6 protein-coding genes and 1 rRNA gene are annotated in these 18,508 nt (G+C 60.5%); 4 read left to right on the top strand and 3 right to left on the bottom strand.

Features of this window, described 5'->3' with window-relative positions:
- The 3 genes from rrf to KGB24_RS26140 form a co-directional block, all read left to right on the top strand.
- Positions 1-97: ribosomal RNA gene (gene rrf / locus KGB24_RS26150) — 5S ribosomal RNA — on the top strand; the annotation flags it as partial.
- A gap of 153 nt (positions 98-250) precedes the next feature.
- A complete protein-coding gene (locus tag KGB24_RS26145) occupies positions 251-847 on the top strand; it encodes a DUF4157 domain-containing protein (RefSeq protein WP_223413551.1) in 597 nt (198 codons plus the stop codon).
- A gap of 107 nt (positions 848-954) precedes the next feature.
- Positions 955-1,881 (top strand): Gfo/Idh/MocA family protein, encoded by a 927-nt coding sequence (locus KGB24_RS26140; RefSeq protein WP_223413550.1) that lies wholly within the window; start codon positions 955-957, stop codon positions 1,879-1,881.
- A 39-nt stretch (positions 1,882-1,920) separates the two neighbouring features.
- Here KGB24_RS26140 and KGB24_RS26135 read toward each other — a convergent pair whose 3' ends face one another.
- From KGB24_RS26135 to KGB24_RS26125, 3 genes are read right to left on the bottom strand one after another with little or no spacing between them, the layout of a single operon-like run.
- Positions 1,921-3,249: a TolC family outer membrane protein gene (locus KGB24_RS26135; protein ID WP_008024524.1), complete on the bottom strand. Its 1,329-nt coding sequence runs from the start codon at positions 3,247-3,249 to the stop codon at positions 1,921-1,923.
- A gap of 1 nt (position 3,250) precedes the next feature.
- A complete protein-coding gene (locus KGB24_RS26130; protein ID WP_008024526.1) occupies positions 3,251-4,591 on the bottom strand; it encodes an HlyD family type I secretion periplasmic adaptor subunit in 1,341 nt (446 codons plus the stop codon).
- 6 nt (positions 4,592-4,597) lie between these two features.
- Positions 4,598-6,334: a type I secretion system permease/ATPase gene (locus tag KGB24_RS26125; RefSeq protein ID WP_008024527.1), complete on the bottom strand. Its 1,737-nt coding sequence runs from the start codon at positions 6,332-6,334 to the stop codon at positions 4,598-4,600.
- A 686-nt stretch (positions 6,335-7,020) separates the two neighbouring features.
- On the opposite strand from KGB24_RS26125, the gene KGB24_RS26120 reads away from it, so the two are divergent.
- Positions 7,021-17,853 (top strand): peroxidase family protein, encoded by a 10,833-nt coding sequence (locus KGB24_RS26120; protein WP_223413549.1) that lies wholly within the window; start codon positions 7,021-7,023, stop codon positions 17,851-17,853.
- The last annotated feature ends 655 nt before the right edge of the window (positions 17,854-18,508 follow it).

Here is an 18,508-nt window from a genome sequence, read left to right as displayed (position 1 = left end):
TGGAACCACCTGATCCCATCCCGAACTCAGCAGTGAAACGATGCATCGCCGATGGTAGTGTGGGGTTTCCCCATGTGAGAGTAGGTCATCGTCAAGATTAAATTCCGAAACCCCAATTGCGAAAGCAGTTGGGGTTTTGTTTTGACCGCAGGAAAGTGGTGCAAAGAAATTTAGGGATACGCAAAAGCTTTGCAGGTTATCGATCAGTTATGGCCCACTGTTCGCGCTGCTTCCGTCCCTGGAGGTCACAATGCCGCCCATCATCACGCGCCTGGTGGCGCTGTTTGTTCTTTGTCTGACGCTTGAAGTGCCAGCCCAGCCCAGCGCCTGCCCAGCTGGCGAGAAACAAGTTTGCCTGGACGGCTGCATCTGCCTGCCAGACCTGGGGCAGGTGCTCGGCCCCGTGCCTGATGGTGTCTACCAGATCGCCGCACCTGCTCTGGCGCTGTGGCTGACCCAAGCCCACGCTGAAGTAGTCAACACCAGCATCCAACCCATCCCACCGCACATCCGCGAGCAACTGCTGCGCTGGTACGCCCCCGGTGTCCTCGATGCCGCGGGCTATAAAGTCAGCGACAACGGTCAGTTCAGTGCCGCCACTGCCATGCTGCAAAACCCCGATGTCGGAGCCGTGACGCTGATCGACATCATTCTCTTCCGGGACGCTCAAACCGCAGAACAGGATGTCGCGCTCTGGGCTCACGAACTCAAGCATGTGCAGCAGTTTCAGGAGTGGGGAGTCGATGGATTTGCCCAGCGGTATACACAGGATTTCAATGCGGTGGAGGCGCCGGCTTATGCCATACAGGCCGAGGTCAGGCGGTTTGTGCGGGGAGGGGCTGACTGAAAGGTAGCGTTCACGAAACGTCAGCACGTCATCAATGACTTCCCCGCTATACAAACGTAGTCTTGTCGATTCGCTTCCCAAGACAAGAAAAAAAACAGGAGTCATTAATGCAACCGATCCGTCTCGGTCTGGTGGGCTACGGCAAGATTGCCCAGGATCAACACGTTCCAGCGATCAACGCCAACCCCGCGTTCCAGCTGGTCGCTGTCGCAACGCAAGGGCAACCCTGCGCCGGGGTAGAGAACTTTCAGTCCCTGGGCGAGCTGCTCGAAAACGGCCCGCCTGTGGATGCGATTGCGTTTTGCACACCGCCGCAAGGACGATTCGCACTGGTGCAACAAGCGCTGGCCGCAGGCAAACACGTACTGGTCGAAAAACCTCCGTGCGCCACGTTGGGCGAAGCGATGGCGTTGGTGCATCAGGTTGCAGAGCAAGGCGTCAGCGGTCTGTTCGCCTGGCATTCACGCTACGCGCCCGGCATTGAAGCGGCTCGCGACTGGCTGGCCACGCGCACCCTGCAAAACGTACAGATTGACTGGAAGGAAGACGTGCGCAAGTGGCACCCCGGCCAGGCGTGGATCTGGCAGCCGGGCGGCTTGGGCGTCTTCGATCCCGGCATCAATGCCTTGTCGATTGCGACTCATCTGCTGCCACTGTCGCTGTTTGTCGAGTCCGCCGAACTGCGCGTCCCCGACAACTGCCAGTCGCCTATCGCCGCGTCCATCAAAATGTCCGACGCGCGCCACCTCGATGTTCGTGCGGAGTTCGATTTCGACCACGGCCATGATGAGCTCTGGAGCATCGAGATTCGCTGCGCCGAAGGCATCCTGCGACTGGACAACGGCGGTGCGCTCTTGAGTATCGATGGAGTGCGTCAGGCCGTATCGGAGGAGGGTGAGTACGCGGCGGTGTATCGACATTTTCAACAGCTGATTGGTGACAAGGCCAGTGACCTGGATCTCCAGCCGCTGCGACTGGTCGCCGATAGTTTTTTTGTCGGCAGCCGGGCGTTGGTTGAGCCGTTCTACGATTAGCGACTGCTCAGGAATGACGCTGTTCACCTGAACACCAATTCAATTGGTGACCAACAGCTCCGGGCCGAGGTAGTCGTTGATGTGGTCGATGTCGTCGTCGCCCAGGCTGCCCACCGAAGAGGCCAGGCGCAGGCGCGACATCAAGTAACGCAGCTTCGCCTCGAACAGGTCGTGGCGCGCAACGAAGAGCAGTTCTTCGGCATTGAGGACGTCCGAGTTGGTGCTGGTGCCTCCTTCCTTGAAACCCTTGCGTGTGGACAGCAGTGAGCGTTCGTTGGACTCTACGGCCCGCTCCAGGGCGTGAATGCGTTTGGCGCCGCTCTGTACGCCGGCGTACTCGCGGGTCGTTCCGGAGATGACTTCCTGTCGCGTGGCGTCGAGTTCGTCCAGAGCCTTGGAGCTATTGGAACTGGCCTGGCGTGCCAGCGCGCTGGTGCCGCCACCGTTGTACAGCGGGAAGTTGACTTCCAGCCCGATTGAGCCGTAGCGGTTGCGTTGATTCAGCTCGGAGATGGATTGGCTATCGCCCGCGGTGTAGCCGGCTACGAAATCCAGTGTCGGCCAGTGGCCCGCCTTGACGCGCTTCACTTCTTCTTCAGCAAGGTCGCTGCTATGACGGCGCGCATGGATCAGCGGGCTGTCGGTCTGAGCCTTGACCAACCAGTCCTGCAGGTTGCTCGGCAGCAGCGGTGGCGTATCGAAAGTCGGGCGCAAGGTGGTCAACGATTCGGGGGTTTCTCCGATGTACTCCTCAAGCTTGCGGCGCGCATTGATCAGGTTGTCCTGCGCTTCGATCAGCTCGGCATCGGCGAGGTCGCGGCGAGCGATCGACTCGTCGATGTCGGTGACGGTGCCGGCCCCCAGCTCCATGCGCCGTTTCGCCGAAGCGAGTTGCTCCTCGAAGGCGTTCAGCTTGGACTTGGCGAGGACGATGGTTTCGCTGGCCAACAGCACGTCGAAATAGCTTTCGGCGAGACGCACCGCGGCGTCCTGACTCTTGGCATCGAACACCGCGACGCTGTAGTCGGCACGCTGTTTACCCTGGCGGTACTCGGCCATTTTCTGTTTGTTGAACAGCGGCTGGCGCAAGCGCACGTTGGCGCCCTTGGAGTCGTAGTCGAGATCCCTCTCGATGCCGCTCTGGCGCTGGGTGCCATTGACCTTGTTGTCGTAGGCCGAGGCGCTGATCTGCGGCAGCAGACCGGCTTGGCCGATGGCGCGGTTTTCCAGGCCGGCCTCCTTTTCATGTACAGCGGCGCGATAGATGGGACCTTGGTACTGCAACAGATCCCACGCTTGTTTGAGGTCAATGGCGCTGGCAGGCAGAGACAGCGATAGCAGGCAGGCGAACAGGCAATGACGGTCCATTTCATTGTTCCTTGAAAGAGCTGTCAACACGGTCGAGCATTGGTTTCAGAAGATAGCTCATCATGTTGCGCTCGCCAGTTTTTATGGTGACGCTGGCGGGCATGCCGGGACGAATGTGATTGCTGCCAAGCAGGTTCATGCCATCGGGTGTGACTTCTACCTGAGCCAGATAGAACGGTTGCTTGCTTTCCTCGTCCATCAGGCGGTCGGCGGAAACGGTCTTCACGCGGCCGGGGATGTTGGGCGTCTGGGCATGGTTGAAGGCCGGGAAGGCAATGTCCACGGCGAGGCCGGGGACCATCTTGTCGATGGCCTGCACGGGAATCATCGCGTCGACCTGCAGCGGCTCGTTGTCCGGAACGATTTCCATGATCTTGAAGCCGGGCTGGATGATCCCGCCAACAGTCGCAATGCTCAGGGACTGGACCATGCCATCGATGGGCGATCGAATCACCGTGTGGGTCACTTCATAGTCCAGCGCACGCAAGCGGTCGGCCAGGGTGGTGTTTTCCTTGGCGGTGTCGGTGAGCTGCGATTCGACTTCCTTCAGGTAATCGTGCTGGCGCTGCAGGATGCGCAGCTTGATTTCGGTGGTCTGGCTACGCACGCGAGCGATGTTGTTGAGGTTCTCGGCCTGGCCGGCGGAGAGGTCGGCATTGCTGCGCTCCAGCTCCAGCAGGCGGTTGCGCGGCACATAGCCTTCGGCTGCCAGCACGCGGGTGCCTTTCAGTTCCTGGTTGAGGAAGTTGATCTGCGAGGCGCGGGCGCCATAGACCTGTTGCAGGCCCTTGAGCTGCACCGCCGACGCCGCGAGGTTTTCCTGCAGGATGCTGATTTCGCCAGCGAGGCCGGCGCGCCGGGTGTCCAGCAGGCGTTGCTGCAGATCCATGGCAGCCAGCAGGCGGTGGTCATTCCCGAAGCGCTTGAACAGTTCGGGATCGAAGTTCACTACGTCGCGGTTGTCACGTTCCGCTTCCAGGCGGTTTTCCACGGTCTTGCTGACGATGTACTGGGCGCTGACCGCACCCTGTTCGGCAAGGGCGCGCAGCGAATCGAGGCGGACCACCTCCTGGCCTTTTTTCACGGAATCGCCTTCGCGGACAAGAATGGCCTCCACGGTGCCGCCGCTCAGATGCTGCACAGCTTTGCGATTGCTGGTGACTTTTACCGTGCCTGTCGCTACCACGCCGGCATCCAGCGGCGCCAGCCACGACCACAGGAGGAAGCCGCCGAAGCCGGCGAGCACCAGCCACAGACCCCTGCGCACAGGTTTGGCGACGTCCAGATCTACATCGTTCCGGGGATCGACGTGAATCATCTCGGTGTGTTGGCTCATTTGCATGATCGGTCACTCCCGCGTTTTGACGGAGGCCAGCGGAGTCGACGCGCCTGCAGGCATCACACTCGCCTTGCGCAGCGCTGCGAATACTTCGTCGCGAGTGCCGAGCATCTGCACGCCGCCGTCACGCAGCATCAGCACCTTGTCGACGGCGCAGAGCACATTGGGGCGGTGGGAAATCAGAATGACGGTGGCGCCACGGTCTTTGAGTTGGGCCAGCGCATCGACCAACGCCTTTTCACCGACGTCGTCGAGGTTGGCGTTCGGCTCATCGAGCACAATCAGATTGGGGTCTCCATACAGCGCGCGAGCCAAGGCGATGCGTTGCTTCTGGCCACCGGAAAGCGGGCTGCCATCGGTGCCCAGGCGGGTCTCATAACCTTGCGCAAAACGCAGGATCATCTCGTGCACGCCTGTCGTTCTGGCGGCGCGGATGACCGCGTCGCTGTCCACTTCGCCAAAGCGTGCAATGTTGTCGGCGATGGTGCCTTCGAACAGCTCCACGTCCTGTGGCAGGTAACCGAGCCAGGGGCCGAGTTCGCCTTTGTTCCAGGTGAATATGTCCGCGCCGTCGAGGCGCACCTTGCCGGCCTGTGCCGGCCAGACGCCGACCAACAGGCGGGCCAGGGTGGATTTGCCCGAGGCGGATGGGCCGATAATGCCAAGGCTTTCGCCGGGGGAAAGGTTGAAGCTCACCCCGCGCAGAATCGTGTTGTTGGTGCCGGGGGAGCCGGCGTACACATTCTCCACTGCCAGCATGCCCAGCGGGCGTTGCAGCGACATGCTCGGTGGCCGGCGCGGAAAGTCGTTGAGCATTTCATTCAACCGGCCCCAGGCCGAACGGCAGCCAAGCAGTTGCTTCCACGACGCGATGACTTGTTCCACCGGGCCCAACGCGCGGCCGGTAAGGATCGAGCAGGCAATCATCATCCCGGGGGTGATCTTGCCTTCGATCGCCAGCAGCGCACCGGCGCCGAGGATCAGCGATTGCAAGGTGATACGCACAAAGCGCCCGGTGCTGCTGATCAGGGCGGCACGGTCTGAGGCCAGGGTCTGCATTTCCAGAATGCGCAAATGGCTTTGGTACCAGCGCTTGCCGATCGACGGCAACATGCCCATGGCCTCGATGACCTCGGCGTTGCGCAGGTTGTTGTTGGCGTAGGTGGCGGAGGAGAGGGCGGCCTGATTGGCTTCGGCCAGCGGCTTTTGCGTCGCCTTCTCGGTGAGGTAAGCCAGGCCCATCAGAATCAGCGAGCCGATGAGCGTGACCAGTCCGAGCAGCGGGTGGATCAGGTAGGCGACCAGCAGGTAGATCGGCGTCCATGGCGCATCAAAGAACGCGAACAGGCTGTTGCCGGTGAGGAACTGACGCACCTGCGCGAGATCCTGCAGGGCCTGGGCCGGATTGCCTCCGGCGCGGTTCAGGTTGCGCTCGAATGCGGCGGTGAAAATGCGTCGATTGAGGTCCATGTCGAGGCAGTTGCCGACCCGGATCAGCACACGGGTGCGGAACATTTCAAGCGTGGACATCAGCAAGAACAGGCCTATCACCAGAACGGTCAGCATCGTCAACGTTGTGACGTTGCGACTGACCAAGGCTCGATCATAGACCTGCAACATGTAAACGGCTGGCGTCAACATCATGACGTTGATGACGCCGCTGAAACCCGCCAGGGAGTAAAAACTACGACGAAGTCGGAAGAGTGCGTCGGCCAGTTCGGATCGAGAGTTCGACTGCTTGTGCATTTGGCTGACCCCCTCTTCAAAAAGCCGTTTGCCCTTGCGGAGCAGCAGCTAACAGATTTAGTCCCGTGGGTAGCCGTCGATACGCAGGTTCGCTCTCGGGCGAATCTCGTGCAAATTTCTGCGTTGCTCCCGTAGCAAGCAGCGTAGGTCGCGGCGAAACAATCTGAAATAACATTTCGCTCTAATGGTGCGTCAATCTTTCTATAAGTCCATTAAAAACAGCGAGTTGAGAGGCGTAGCACCGGTCGTCCGGTTTGTCCGTCGTAAAATTGACAATTTTTTGCTATCCAACTTTAGTCTTACTCATTGACGACAACCGTCCGCCTGAAGTCTGTCAACTCTTTGGCAGCGAAAAGCGCGGTGGTTCTCCGAAGGAGCACAGCATGTCGATCACTTCGTTCTACTGCAGAGGGAAGGGGCTGTTTAGCAAGTTCGCCTTGACCTCAAGTTTCCATGGCCCGCCTAGGGCCTGGGTTCGCTCTGCCTGATCGCTCAGCGAGCCATTCTTTCGCGAGTTCCGCGAATTCCAGGCGCGCATACCGGGGGCCGTACTAACGGCTTTGCCTTCCCGTGTCAGCTCTCGCCAAAAAAATGAACCTACACACTGCGCAAGCCAGCACCTGACTGGGCGCGGGAGGATTCTTTTCGTCCCGTGCCCTTCACCAAAGATATCGAGGGCAAGCAAAATGGCCAATTTCAACAAGTCCGACCTGGAGTTCATCCTCAAACAGATTTTCATCGCAGAAGCACATGCCGACGGCGCCAGCCTCAGTGATTTGCTACCCAACAGTCAGGTGCCTTTCGGCCTGCGCACCGTCGATGGCAGCTACAACAACCTGGTGACCGGGCAAAGTGAGTTTGGCGCTGCGGACAATGCTTTCCCGCGCCTGCTGGACCCCTCGTTTCTGGCGTCATACTCCGGGACAGGGGATGTGATCGACCCACAACCACGGATTATCAGTAACCTGATCGTTGATCAGACCGCCAACAACCCGGCTGCGGTTGCGGCGAACAGCGGTGCCGACCCGGTCATCAGCCCAGGTCCCGACGGTGTCTTCGGCACGGATGACGACAAGCAAGTGTTCTTCATCCCCAACCAGTCGGCGGACGCCGGTCTGACTGCGGGCTTCAACTCGTGGATGACTTTCTTCGGCCAGTTCTTCGACCACGGCCTCGACCTGGTCACCAAGAGCGCTACCGATTTTGTGTTTATTCCGTTGCAGCCGGACGATCCGTTGTTCGTGCCGGGCAGTCCGACCAACTTCATGGTGCTGCCACGGGCCGTGCGTACGGCCGGCGCGGACGGAATTGTTGGTACGACGGACGATGGGCAGCTCAACACCACCTCGCCGTTCGTAGACCAAAGCCAGACTTACAGCTCACACCCCTCGCATCAGGTATTTCTGCGCGAGTACGTCATCAACGCGGCAGGTGACCCTGTTGCAACCGGGCGCTTGATTACCAATCGCGATCTGGGCGCCGATGGCGAGTTCGGCACTGCCGATGATGGCGGCGCCGAAAATGGCGGCATGGCGACCTGGGCAGTGGTCAAGGCTCAGGCCCGTGACATTCTCGGCATCAACCTGACCGACGCCGATGTGCACAACGTGCCGCTGCTGGCGACCGACGCGTATGGCAACTTCATCCGTGGCCCGGGCGGTATGCCGCAGGTGGTGATGCGCATCAGCAACGGCACAGACGGTATCGCCGGTACGGCGGATGACATCACGCAACTGGTCGAAGGCAACAGGGATGCTCCGATCAGTCTGGCCAACGCCGTGAGCACCGGGCATGGCTTCCTCGACGACATCGCGCACAATGCCGCGCCGGTACTCCTCGGCGGGGTTTTGCAGGCGGATGGTGACACCGAAATCGGCAATGCGCAGCCAGTGGGCGCGGGCGGCAACAACCTGACCTACGACAACGAACTGCTCGACGCTCACTACATTGCCGGCGATGGCCGGGCGAACGAAAACATCGGCCTGACCACTGTGCACCATGTGTTCCACTCCGAACACAACCGCCTGGTCCAGCAGTCCAAGGAAACCATCCTGGCCTCTGGCGATCTGGCGTTTCTCAATGAGTGGCTGGCAGACGACGTCGCGGCAATTCCGACTACTCCCGCCGAAATCGCAGGATTGGTGTGGGATGGCGAACGGCTGTTCCAGGCCGCCAAGTTCGGCACCGAGATGCAGTATCAGCACCTGGTGTTCGAGGAATTTGCGCGGACCGTTCAGCCGCAGGTCGACGAATTCCTTGCCCCCAACGGCTATGACACTTCGATCAACCCGGCCATCCTCGCCGAGTTCGCCCACGTGGTGTATCGCTTCGGTCACTCGATGTTGACCGAGACAGTCGATCGCTTCGACCCCGAATTCAATCCGGTCCTCTCTGACCCGAACAACCCTGACGCGCAGCTCGGTCTGATCGCAGCCTTCCTCAACCCTCTGGCATTTGCCGGCAGCGGGGCTACCGCTGACGAAGCGGCAGGGGCGATCATTCGCGGTGTGACCCGTCAGCTCGGCAACGAGATCGACGAGTTCGTCACCGAAGCGTTGCGCAACAATCTGCTGGGTCTGCCCCTCGATTTGCCGGCCCTGAACCTGGCGCGTGGTCGCGACACTGGCATCCCTACGTTGAATGAGGCGCGGCGTGAGTTTTACCAGGCAACCGGCGACAGCCAACTCAAGCCGTACATCAGTTGGGCTGACTTGGCGGAAAACCTCAAACACCCCGAATCCTTGGTCAACTTCATCGCGGCCTTCGGTACTCACGGGGCATTGACTGCGGCCGATGTGGATACGCTGGTCGAGATGCGTGCGGTCGCTGCTGCCCTGGTGTTTGGCGGCAGCGCGGTGATCAACGCCGGCACTGCCGATGAGCGTACTTTTACCGCCACTGAAGAGGATCGCCTGGCATTTCTTAACAGTACGGGCATCTACGCCATGATCAATGGCGTCACCACCACCGGTGTCGACGACATCGACTTCTGGGTCGGCGGCCTTGCCGAAGAGAAGATGCCGTTCGGCGGTATGCTCGGCTCGACGTTCAACTTCGTGTTTGAAACCCAGATGGAGGCGTTGCAGAACGGCGACCGTTTCTACTACTTGTCGCGTACGGCGGGCCTGAACTTCGGCACCGAGCTTGAGAACAACTCCTTCGCCAAGTTGATCATGCTCAACACCGATGTCACCCACCTGTCGAACACCGTGTTCCTGACGCCGGCGTTCACCCTCGAAGTGACCCAGGCCAATCAGTTCACTGGCCTTGGCGTCGGCGGTCGTGCCGACCCGACGGGCGGCATCATGATCAACGGCGTGGAAGTCGTGCCGCTGGTGATCCGCGACAACCCCGACACCGTGGGCACGGACAGTAATTTTCTGCATTACACCGGTGAAGATCATGTTGTCCTCGGCGGCACCGCCGGCAATGACATCATCATATCCGGTGAAGGTGATGACACCGTTTACGGCGACGGCGGCAACGATGTCCTCGAAGGCGGCGCCGGGAACGATGCGGTTCTGGGCGGCGCAGGCGATGACATCATCACCGACTCGTTCGGCGACAACCGCCTGGAAGGCAATGCCGGTAACGACGTGATCGTGGCCGGTAAAATGGGGGTTGCGGGCAACCTGATCCTTGGCGGCGATGGCCAGGACTTCATTATCACCACCGAAGACATCACCACGACCTTCGGCGGTCAGGGTGACGACTTCATTCTCGGCGCCAAGACCAACCTGCCACCGACCGGCAACGAAGGCGATGACTGGATCGAGAAGGGCACCCAGGACGGTGCGCCTGGCGATAACGCTGCGCCGTTGCTCACTGACGATACGATCGGCAACGACATCTTTGTCGGCGGTGGTGGCTTCGACGAAATGATCGGCGAGGGTGGCGATGACATCTTTGTCGGCAGCGATGCCCAGGACAAGATGGACGGCATGTCCGGGTTCGACTGGGTGACCTACAAAAATGACCAGGTCGGCGTGACCGTCGACCTGTCCCTGGCCGCGCTGGCGCAGCCACACGGCAACGCGCCAAACCAGAACACCGGGGTGTTCAATCCGGTGGGCGCTTCGCCGGCCTCGATCCTTGACCGCTTCGCGGAAGTGGAAGGCTTGTCCGGTTCGAAGTTCGGCGACGTACTCAAAGGCGATGATGTTGATGCGGTCACTATCATCAACCACGGTGGTGCCACGGGCGGTGCACTGACCAATGTGGCGTTGATCCGTGGACTGGAGCAGTTCCTGTCCGATGCCGGCTTGCCGACCACCGGCTTTGCCACGGGCAACATCATCCTCGGTGGCAATGGCAGTGACCTGATCGAGGGTCGCGGCGGCGATGATCTGATCGATGGCGACAAATGGATCAACGTCAGAATCGCAGTTTATGCCCCCGGCGACGTCAACCATACCGGCCCCGAGATCGCCAGCTTCGACAGCATGGCTGATATGATCCCGTTCATGCTGGACCGCACGTATAACCCAGGGCAGCTCAAGGCCGTGCGGGAAATCCTGCCCGGCACCTCGACGGGCGGGGCGGCGTTCGACACCGCGATTTTCTCCGGGCTTCAGTCCGAGTACACGGTGATCCAGGACACCCGTGGCACGGCCAACCTGGCGGACGATGTCTGGACGGTTACGGATATCGTTGCGGGTCGCGACGGCACCGATACCCTGCTGCATATCGAGCGCCTGCAATTCGCCGACACTCAGCGGGTGCTGGTACCGGGGCTGAACGCACAACCGGTCGGCAGGCCGACTGTCACGGATGGCAACGGCGGCGACATTACAGTGGGCGACACACTGACCGTGAGCATGCTCGGGGTGAGCGATGCCAACAACGTCACTGCGGGTAACCCGCAGGGTCTCGTCAACAATACTTCGGTGTCTTACTACTGGCAGTTCGAAGCCAACCCCGGCAGTGGCGTGTTCGAAGACATCATCCTGTTGCCTGCGGGTGACCTGGCGTTCCAGAGTGCCGATGGCACCGCGTTCAAGGTCTCGCCGGATCTTGCCGGGCTGTCACTGCGGGTCAAGGCGATCTACCAGGATGGCCATGGCACGACTGAAGTGGTGTTCTCGCAACCGACAGGCGTCGTGGTTCCCGGCGCACCGGTCGTGCCGACAGCACCGACACCGGTAGTCAATGCCACCGAGGGTGGCCCGGGCCTTAACATGGTCCGCTCCGACCTCAACTTCATCCTTGATCAGATCAAGATTGCCGAGGCTGAAGCGGACGGTCAGAACATCCTCTCGCTGATCCCGAACATCCGCGCGCCGCTGGGCCTGCGTGCGGTCGATGGCTCGAACAACAACCTGATGAACCTCAATGGCATCAACAACACCGAGTTTGGTGCTGCGGATAACACCTTCCCGCGTTTGACCGATCCGGTCTTCAATCCGGCGGAAGGTGCACCTGCCGGGTTCTTCGGCCCTGGCTCGCCGGCCATTCCGGGATCGTCGTATCAGCAGACCAGCGGCAATGTGTTTGACTCGCAGCCGCGCACGATCAGCAATCTGATCGTCGACCAGACGTCGAACAACCCGGCGGCGTATGCCACGGCGTACGACGTGGGCGCGGACGGTGTGCTCAACTTCGGCACGCCGAATAACGACGACGTGCTCAAGGATGGTGTACGGATAGTCGCCAGCCCCGGCCTGGATGGTCAGTTCGGTACTGGCGACGACCACGATGTGTACATGTTCGAGAACACCGCTCCGGATGCCGGGTTGTCCGCGCCGTTCAACTCCTGGATGACCTTCTTCGGGCAGTTCTTCGATCACGGTCTGGACCTGGTGACCAAAGGCGGTTCGGGCACCATCTTCATTCCGCTGCAACCGGATGATCCGCTGTATGTGCCAGGCGGCAACGCTAACTTCATGGTGCTGACCCGCGCGACCAACCAGCCAGGCGCGGATGGTGTTCTCGGCACGGCCGATGACATCCATGAGCACTCCAACACCACCACGCCGTTCGTGGACCAAAACCAGACCTACAGCTCGCACCCATCACATCAGGTGTTCCTGCGCGGGTATCTGCTGACCGATGACGGACCCATCGCGACGGGCAGGCTGATCACCAACCGTGACCTGGGGGCGGATGGCAAGTTTGGTACCTCAGACGACAGCGAAATCGGTGGCATGGCCACCTGGAAAGTGGTCAAGGCGCAAGCTAACGACATTCTGGGTATCCACCTGACCGATGCCGACGTCGATAACGCCCCGCTGTTGGCGACCGATGCCTATGGCAATTTCATCAAGGGGCCGAACGGCTTCCCGATGGTCGTGATGAAAGGCGTTGACGGTCTTGGCGGTACGACGGATGACGAGCTTGTCGAAGGTAATCCGCTTGCCCCTATTGACCTGACCAATGCTGTGCGTACCGGTCACCAGTTCCTCGTCGACATTGCCCACAATGCCGCGCCGGTGTTCATCGGTGGCGTGCTCGCGCCTGACGTGGGTACCGAGATTGGCAACGACGTGCCGGTCAATCCACAAACCGGGGCCAACCTGGCCTACGACAACGAGTTGCTGGATGCGCACTACATCGCTGGCGACGGCCGGGTCAACGAGAACATCGGCCTGACTGCCGTACATGCGATCTTCCACTCCGAGCACAATCGGCTGGTCGCGCAAACCAAAGACACCGTGCTCGACTCGGGTGACGTGGCTTTCCTGAACGAGTGGCTGCTCAATCCAGTGAGCGCGTTGCCGGTCAATCAGGCGGAGATCGATGCGTTGGTATGGAATGGCGAACGCCTGTTCCAGGCGGCCAAGTTCGGCACCGAGATGCAGTATCAGCATCTGGTGTTCGAGGAATTTGCCCGGACCATCCAGCCTAACGTCGATCTGTTTTTCGCACCGACCCAGGTCTATGACGTTGACCTTGATGCCTCGATCGTCGCCGAGTTCGCCCATACCGTGTACCGGTTTGGCCACTCGATGCTGACTGAGACCGTCGATCGCTTCGACGTCGATTTCAACGTGATCGGCGATCCGAACAGTGCTGATCCCGATCAGCAACTGGGCCTGATCGCGGCGTTCCTCAACCCGTTGGCGTACGCCGCCAGTGGCGTGACGCCTGAGGATGCGACCAGTGCGATCGTGCGTGGGATCACTCGGCAAGCCGGTAACGAAATCGACGAGTTCGTCACCGAGGCGCTGCGCAACAACCTGCTCGGGCTGCCGCTCGACCTGCCGGCGATCAACATCGCCCGTGGCCGCGACGTGGGGATTCCTTCACTCAACGCGATTCGCCGCGACATCTACAGCCAAACCGGTGACACCCAACTCAAGCCGTACACCAGCTGGGTCGACCTGGTGCAGCACCTTAAACATCCGGAGTCGTTGATCAACTTCATTGCAGCCTATGGCACCCATGAAACGATCACGGCGGCGACCACGCTGGAAGGCAAACGCGCTGCTGCCATGGCGCTGGTATTCGGTGGTCCGGATGCACCGACTGATCGCCTGGACTTCCTCAACGGCACCGGTGACTGGACCAACGTAACGCGGGCCGGCAAGGATGGCGTGCTGGGAACAGCCGACGATCTGAAGGGCGTGACTATCACGGGGGTCGATGCCATCGACTTGTGGATCGGCGGCCTGGCCGAAGCGAAAACGCCGTTCGGCGGCATGCTCGGCTCGACGTTCAACTTCGTGTTCGAGAACCAGCTGGAAAAACTGCAGGATGGCGACCGCTTCTACTACCTGGAACGTACCGCTGGCCTGTCGATGAATGCGGAGCTTGAAAGCAACTCGTTCGCCAAGCTGATCATGGCCAACACCTCGGCCACGCACTTGCCGGGCCTGGTGTTCTCGGACGTTGCGTTCTATCTGGAAAGGGACCAGAGCAAGCAATTCAACGATGGCCTGGGCAATGCCGATCCGCTTGGCGAAAACGGCGAGCAGGTGGTGTTCCGCGACAACCCTCTGACCGCAGGGCCGGACGCCAACTACATCAAATACACCGGTGCAGAGCACATCGTGATGGGCGGCACCAACAGCGCCGATATTCTCATCGCGAGTGAGGGGGATGACACGATCTGGGGCGACGGCGGCAACGATCGCATCGAAGGCGGTGACGGCAACGACCAACTGCGCGGCGGTTCCGGCGACGACATCATCACCGACAAGGGCGGCGACGATAACATCCAGGGTGGCGACGGCAACGACGTGCTGCACGGAGGTAACGGCGTCAACCTGATCATCGGCGGGTTCGGCAATGACTTCATCGTGACCGGTGAGGACGCCTCCGAAGCCATTGGTGGTCATGGCAATGACTTCATCCTGGGCAGCAAAGCCAACGAACAGGACATGGGTAACGAAGGCGACGACTGGATCGAGAAGGGCACTTCGGACGGTGCACCTGGCGACAACTTCGACCCGCTCGGCAACGACCCTATCGTCGGCCACGATGTGTTCATCGGCGGTAACGAGAACGATAAGTTCAACGGCGAAGGCGGCGATGACATCATGGTCGGCAGTCTCGGCTTCGGTGATCGCTATATCGGCGGCTCCGGCTTTGACTGGGCAACCTTCAAGGGGCTCGCACAGGGCGTGACCATCGATTTCACGGACCGTTTCTTCGATGTTCCGCCAGTACCGGGTTCAGGTGCTTCGGCGCTGGTGCGTTTCGACATCATGGAAGGTCTGTCGGGTTCGTCGCACGGTGACTTCCTGCGCGGTGATAACGAAGACGCCACATCGCTGCCTACTGCGGGTGCAACCGGCAGTGTGCTGACCCACATCGACCTGATCAACGGCCTGGCGGATCTGCTGGCAGCCGGAGCGACGTTCTTCGATGGCGGCAACATCATCCTCGGCGGTAGCGGTAGCGACCTGATCGAAGGTCGCGGCGGTGACGACATCATCGATGGTGACAAGTGGCTGAACGTACGCATCAGCGTACGGGCGAACGCTGACGGCACTGGCGATGAAATCGCCACGTTCGACAGCATGGAGCCACTGGTGCCGTTTATGCTGAACGGCACGTACAACCCTGGCCAACTGGTCATCGTGCGGGAGATTCTGACCGGCACTGACAGCTTCGATACGGCGTTGTTCTCCGGTACTTTGGGGGAATACGGCATCGAGATCGATGGCGACACTGTCATCGTGACCGACTCGGTGCTTGGGCGTGATGGCGTCGATCGCCTGACGGGCATCGAGCGTCTGCAGTTCGCTGACGTTGCGATACCGTCCGGAGTCGGCACCGTGCAAAACAGCGACCCATCGGGTCACCTGGCAATCCTCGATGCGACTACCGGTGTGCGTGAAGATACGCCAGTCGCCGGCCAGTTGTTGCGCGTCAGTGGCGCGGGGGTACACGACGCGGACAACCAGAGTGCGGCCAATCCGACCGGCGCGATAACCGGCGGGGTAGCTTACTACTGGCAGGTCGAAACCATTCCCGGTTCGGGCGTCTATGAAGACATCACCTTTGTCGCCGCTGGCGAGGCAACGCGGGCGACTGGCTCCACCTTCCTGGTTGGGCCTGATGAGGCGGGTCTGAACATCCGCGTCCGGGCGGTGTACCAGGATGCTAAGGGTACGCTGGAGATCGTCGAATCGTCCGGCAACAGTGAACCGACCGAAGGGGCGACCGTTACCGGGCTTGCCGTGCAGAACCAGCTGTTGACCGCCGATACGTCGACCATCGTCGACGCCGATGGCCTGAGCAATCCGCAGTTCACCTACCAGTGGCAGGCGAACGACGGGCTTGGCTTCGTCAACATCGCTGGCGCTACCGGTAGCACGTTCTCGCTTGGCCAGGCTCAGGTCGGCCAGGAAGTGCGCGTGATGATCGGTTACGTCGATAACTTCGGTGTGGCCGAAAGCGTTGCGTCCAACATCCTGGGACCGGTGGACAACGTCAACGATGCACCGACAGGCGCGTTGCTGATCAGCGATACGACACCGGATCAAGGGCAAGTGCTGACGGCGCTGACTGCCGGGATTGCCGATGTGGACGGGCTGGGCACCTTCAGCTACCAATGGCAGCAAGGTATCGGTGCTTCCTTCTCCAACATCAACGGCGCGACGGCCTCGACCTTCACCCCGGGTGTGGCGCAGGGCAACCTGCAAATACGGGTGATCGTGCGCTACACCGACGGCTTCGGCACGCTGGAGACGTTGACTTCCGCGGCAACCGCAGCGGTTGCGGTGCTCAGTGGCGTAGTGCTGCAAGGTAACGCACAGGCGAACACCCTCACCGGCGGCGCCGGTAACGATGTGCTGCTTGGCCTGGGCGGGAGCGATACGCTGAATGGCCTGGCCGGTACCGACCAGTTGTTTGGCGGCACTGGCAACGACATCCTCAACGGTGGAGACGACAACGACATCCTCAATGGCGAGGACGGTAACGACACCCTCAACGGCGGGCTTGGCGCGGATGCCATGAACGGCGGTGCCGGCAACGACACCTATGTGGTCGACAACGTCGGTGACCTTATCACCGAGGCGGTGGGTGGCGGTACCGATCTGGTGCAAACCGCCTTCGCGAGCTACCTGCTCGATGCCAACGTCGAGAACCTGACCTATACCGGTGCAGGTAACTTCACAGGTACCGGTAACGCACTGGCCAACACCATCACCGGCGGGGTGGGCAACGACCTCCTCGATGGCGGTGCGGGTGCTGACCGGATGGTCGGGAGCGCGGGCAACGATACCTACATCGTCGATGCAGCCACAGACGTGGTGGTCGAGGTTGCGGGTGGCGGTACGGACACTGTGCAGACGTCGTTGGCCAGCTACACGCTGGGTGGTAATGTCGAGAACCTGACCTACACCGGGGGCGGCAACTTCGCCGGCAGCGGCAACGGGTTGAACAACATCATCACCGCCGGGGTGGGCAACGACACCCTCAATGGTGGCGGCGGCAACGACATACTCAACGGCAACAGCGGCAACGACACACTGAACGGCGACGCCGGTAACGACCAGCTGTTCGGTGGCATTGGCACCGATACACTAAACGGCGGCACTGGCGATGACAGCCTCGACGGTGGTGACGGGGCAGATGTTCTGGACGGTGGAAGCGGCAACGACACGCTGCTCGGCGGGCTGGGTAATGACAGTCTGGATGGCGGTGCGGGCACCGATCTGCTCCAGGGGGGCGATGGCAACGACACGCTGCTCGGTGGCGCCGCCAACGACACCTTGTTGGGTGGTATCGGCGATGACTTTATCGATGGCGGCACTGGCAACGATACGGTCACAGGCGGTGCCGGCAACGACATGATGGTTGCCAGCAGTGGCAACGATATCTTCATGTTCTCAGCGGGCTTCGGGGTCGATCAGATCATCGGCTTCGATGCCAACGCGGGAGGAGGTGGGCAGGACCGCCTCGATATCTCCGCGATGAACATCACGGCTGCGACCTTTGCGGGCAGCGTCACCATCGCCGATGTCGGTGCGGATACCCTGGTCAGTTTCGCTGGTGCTGACTCCATCCGCCTGGTCGGTGTGGCCGATGCGACAACCGTCACTGCCACGGACTTCATTCTCACCACTTGAGGTACTGATCAGCACGTTTGAAAAAAAACGTGGAAAGCGGAAGGGAGGGCAGCGATGCCCTCCCTTTTTTTATGAGAAGCGCCTGGCCGTTTGTTCAACTGGCAATGCGTGAACCAACCTGGCAGGGCGGTCTGTCAGACAGTGGGAAACACTCGATCAACAAATGACCTGGGAGTGGGGAATTGGGGAGTGGGGAATCAGACTTGAACATTTCAGCGAACTGCGCGATGGGCAGCCTGTTGGTTTCGCTTGCCGCTTCTGCAATCGGGGGTATCCCGACTTCAACCGGGACTTCACCCGATCCGCAACACAAACAACGCTTAACTGCTGAACCAGCTGAACAGACTCCAGAATGCCCCTATGGCAAAGATGAGAAGCATGAGTGCCAACGTGCGGACTAGCGGCTCACTTCGCATGAAGGTAACTCCTAAGAAGGGTTGTGCAGCACAGGTGGAAATCTGTTATCCCGTGATAACAACTTCAAACTTTCAATTAATGCGCTAGTGAACGTACAGCATTCTCTATGCCAGAAAATTGAACAGCCGATCATTCCCGGCTGGCGGCGCAACTTGATCCCCTGGCCAATGAAAGTTGACACAGGAATCGGGTAATACAGCCCGTTTATGGGGGATTTTTCTCATCGTGGGGGGGATAT

It is taken from the genome of Pseudomonas sp. BF-RE-25 (assembly GCF_019956105.1).
GTDB lineage: Bacteria > Pseudomonadota > Gammaproteobacteria > Pseudomonadales > Pseudomonadaceae > Aquipseudomonas > Aquipseudomonas migulae.
Note: the sequence above shows the minus strand (reverse complement) of the source record. Positions and strands in the feature narration are given on the sequence as shown.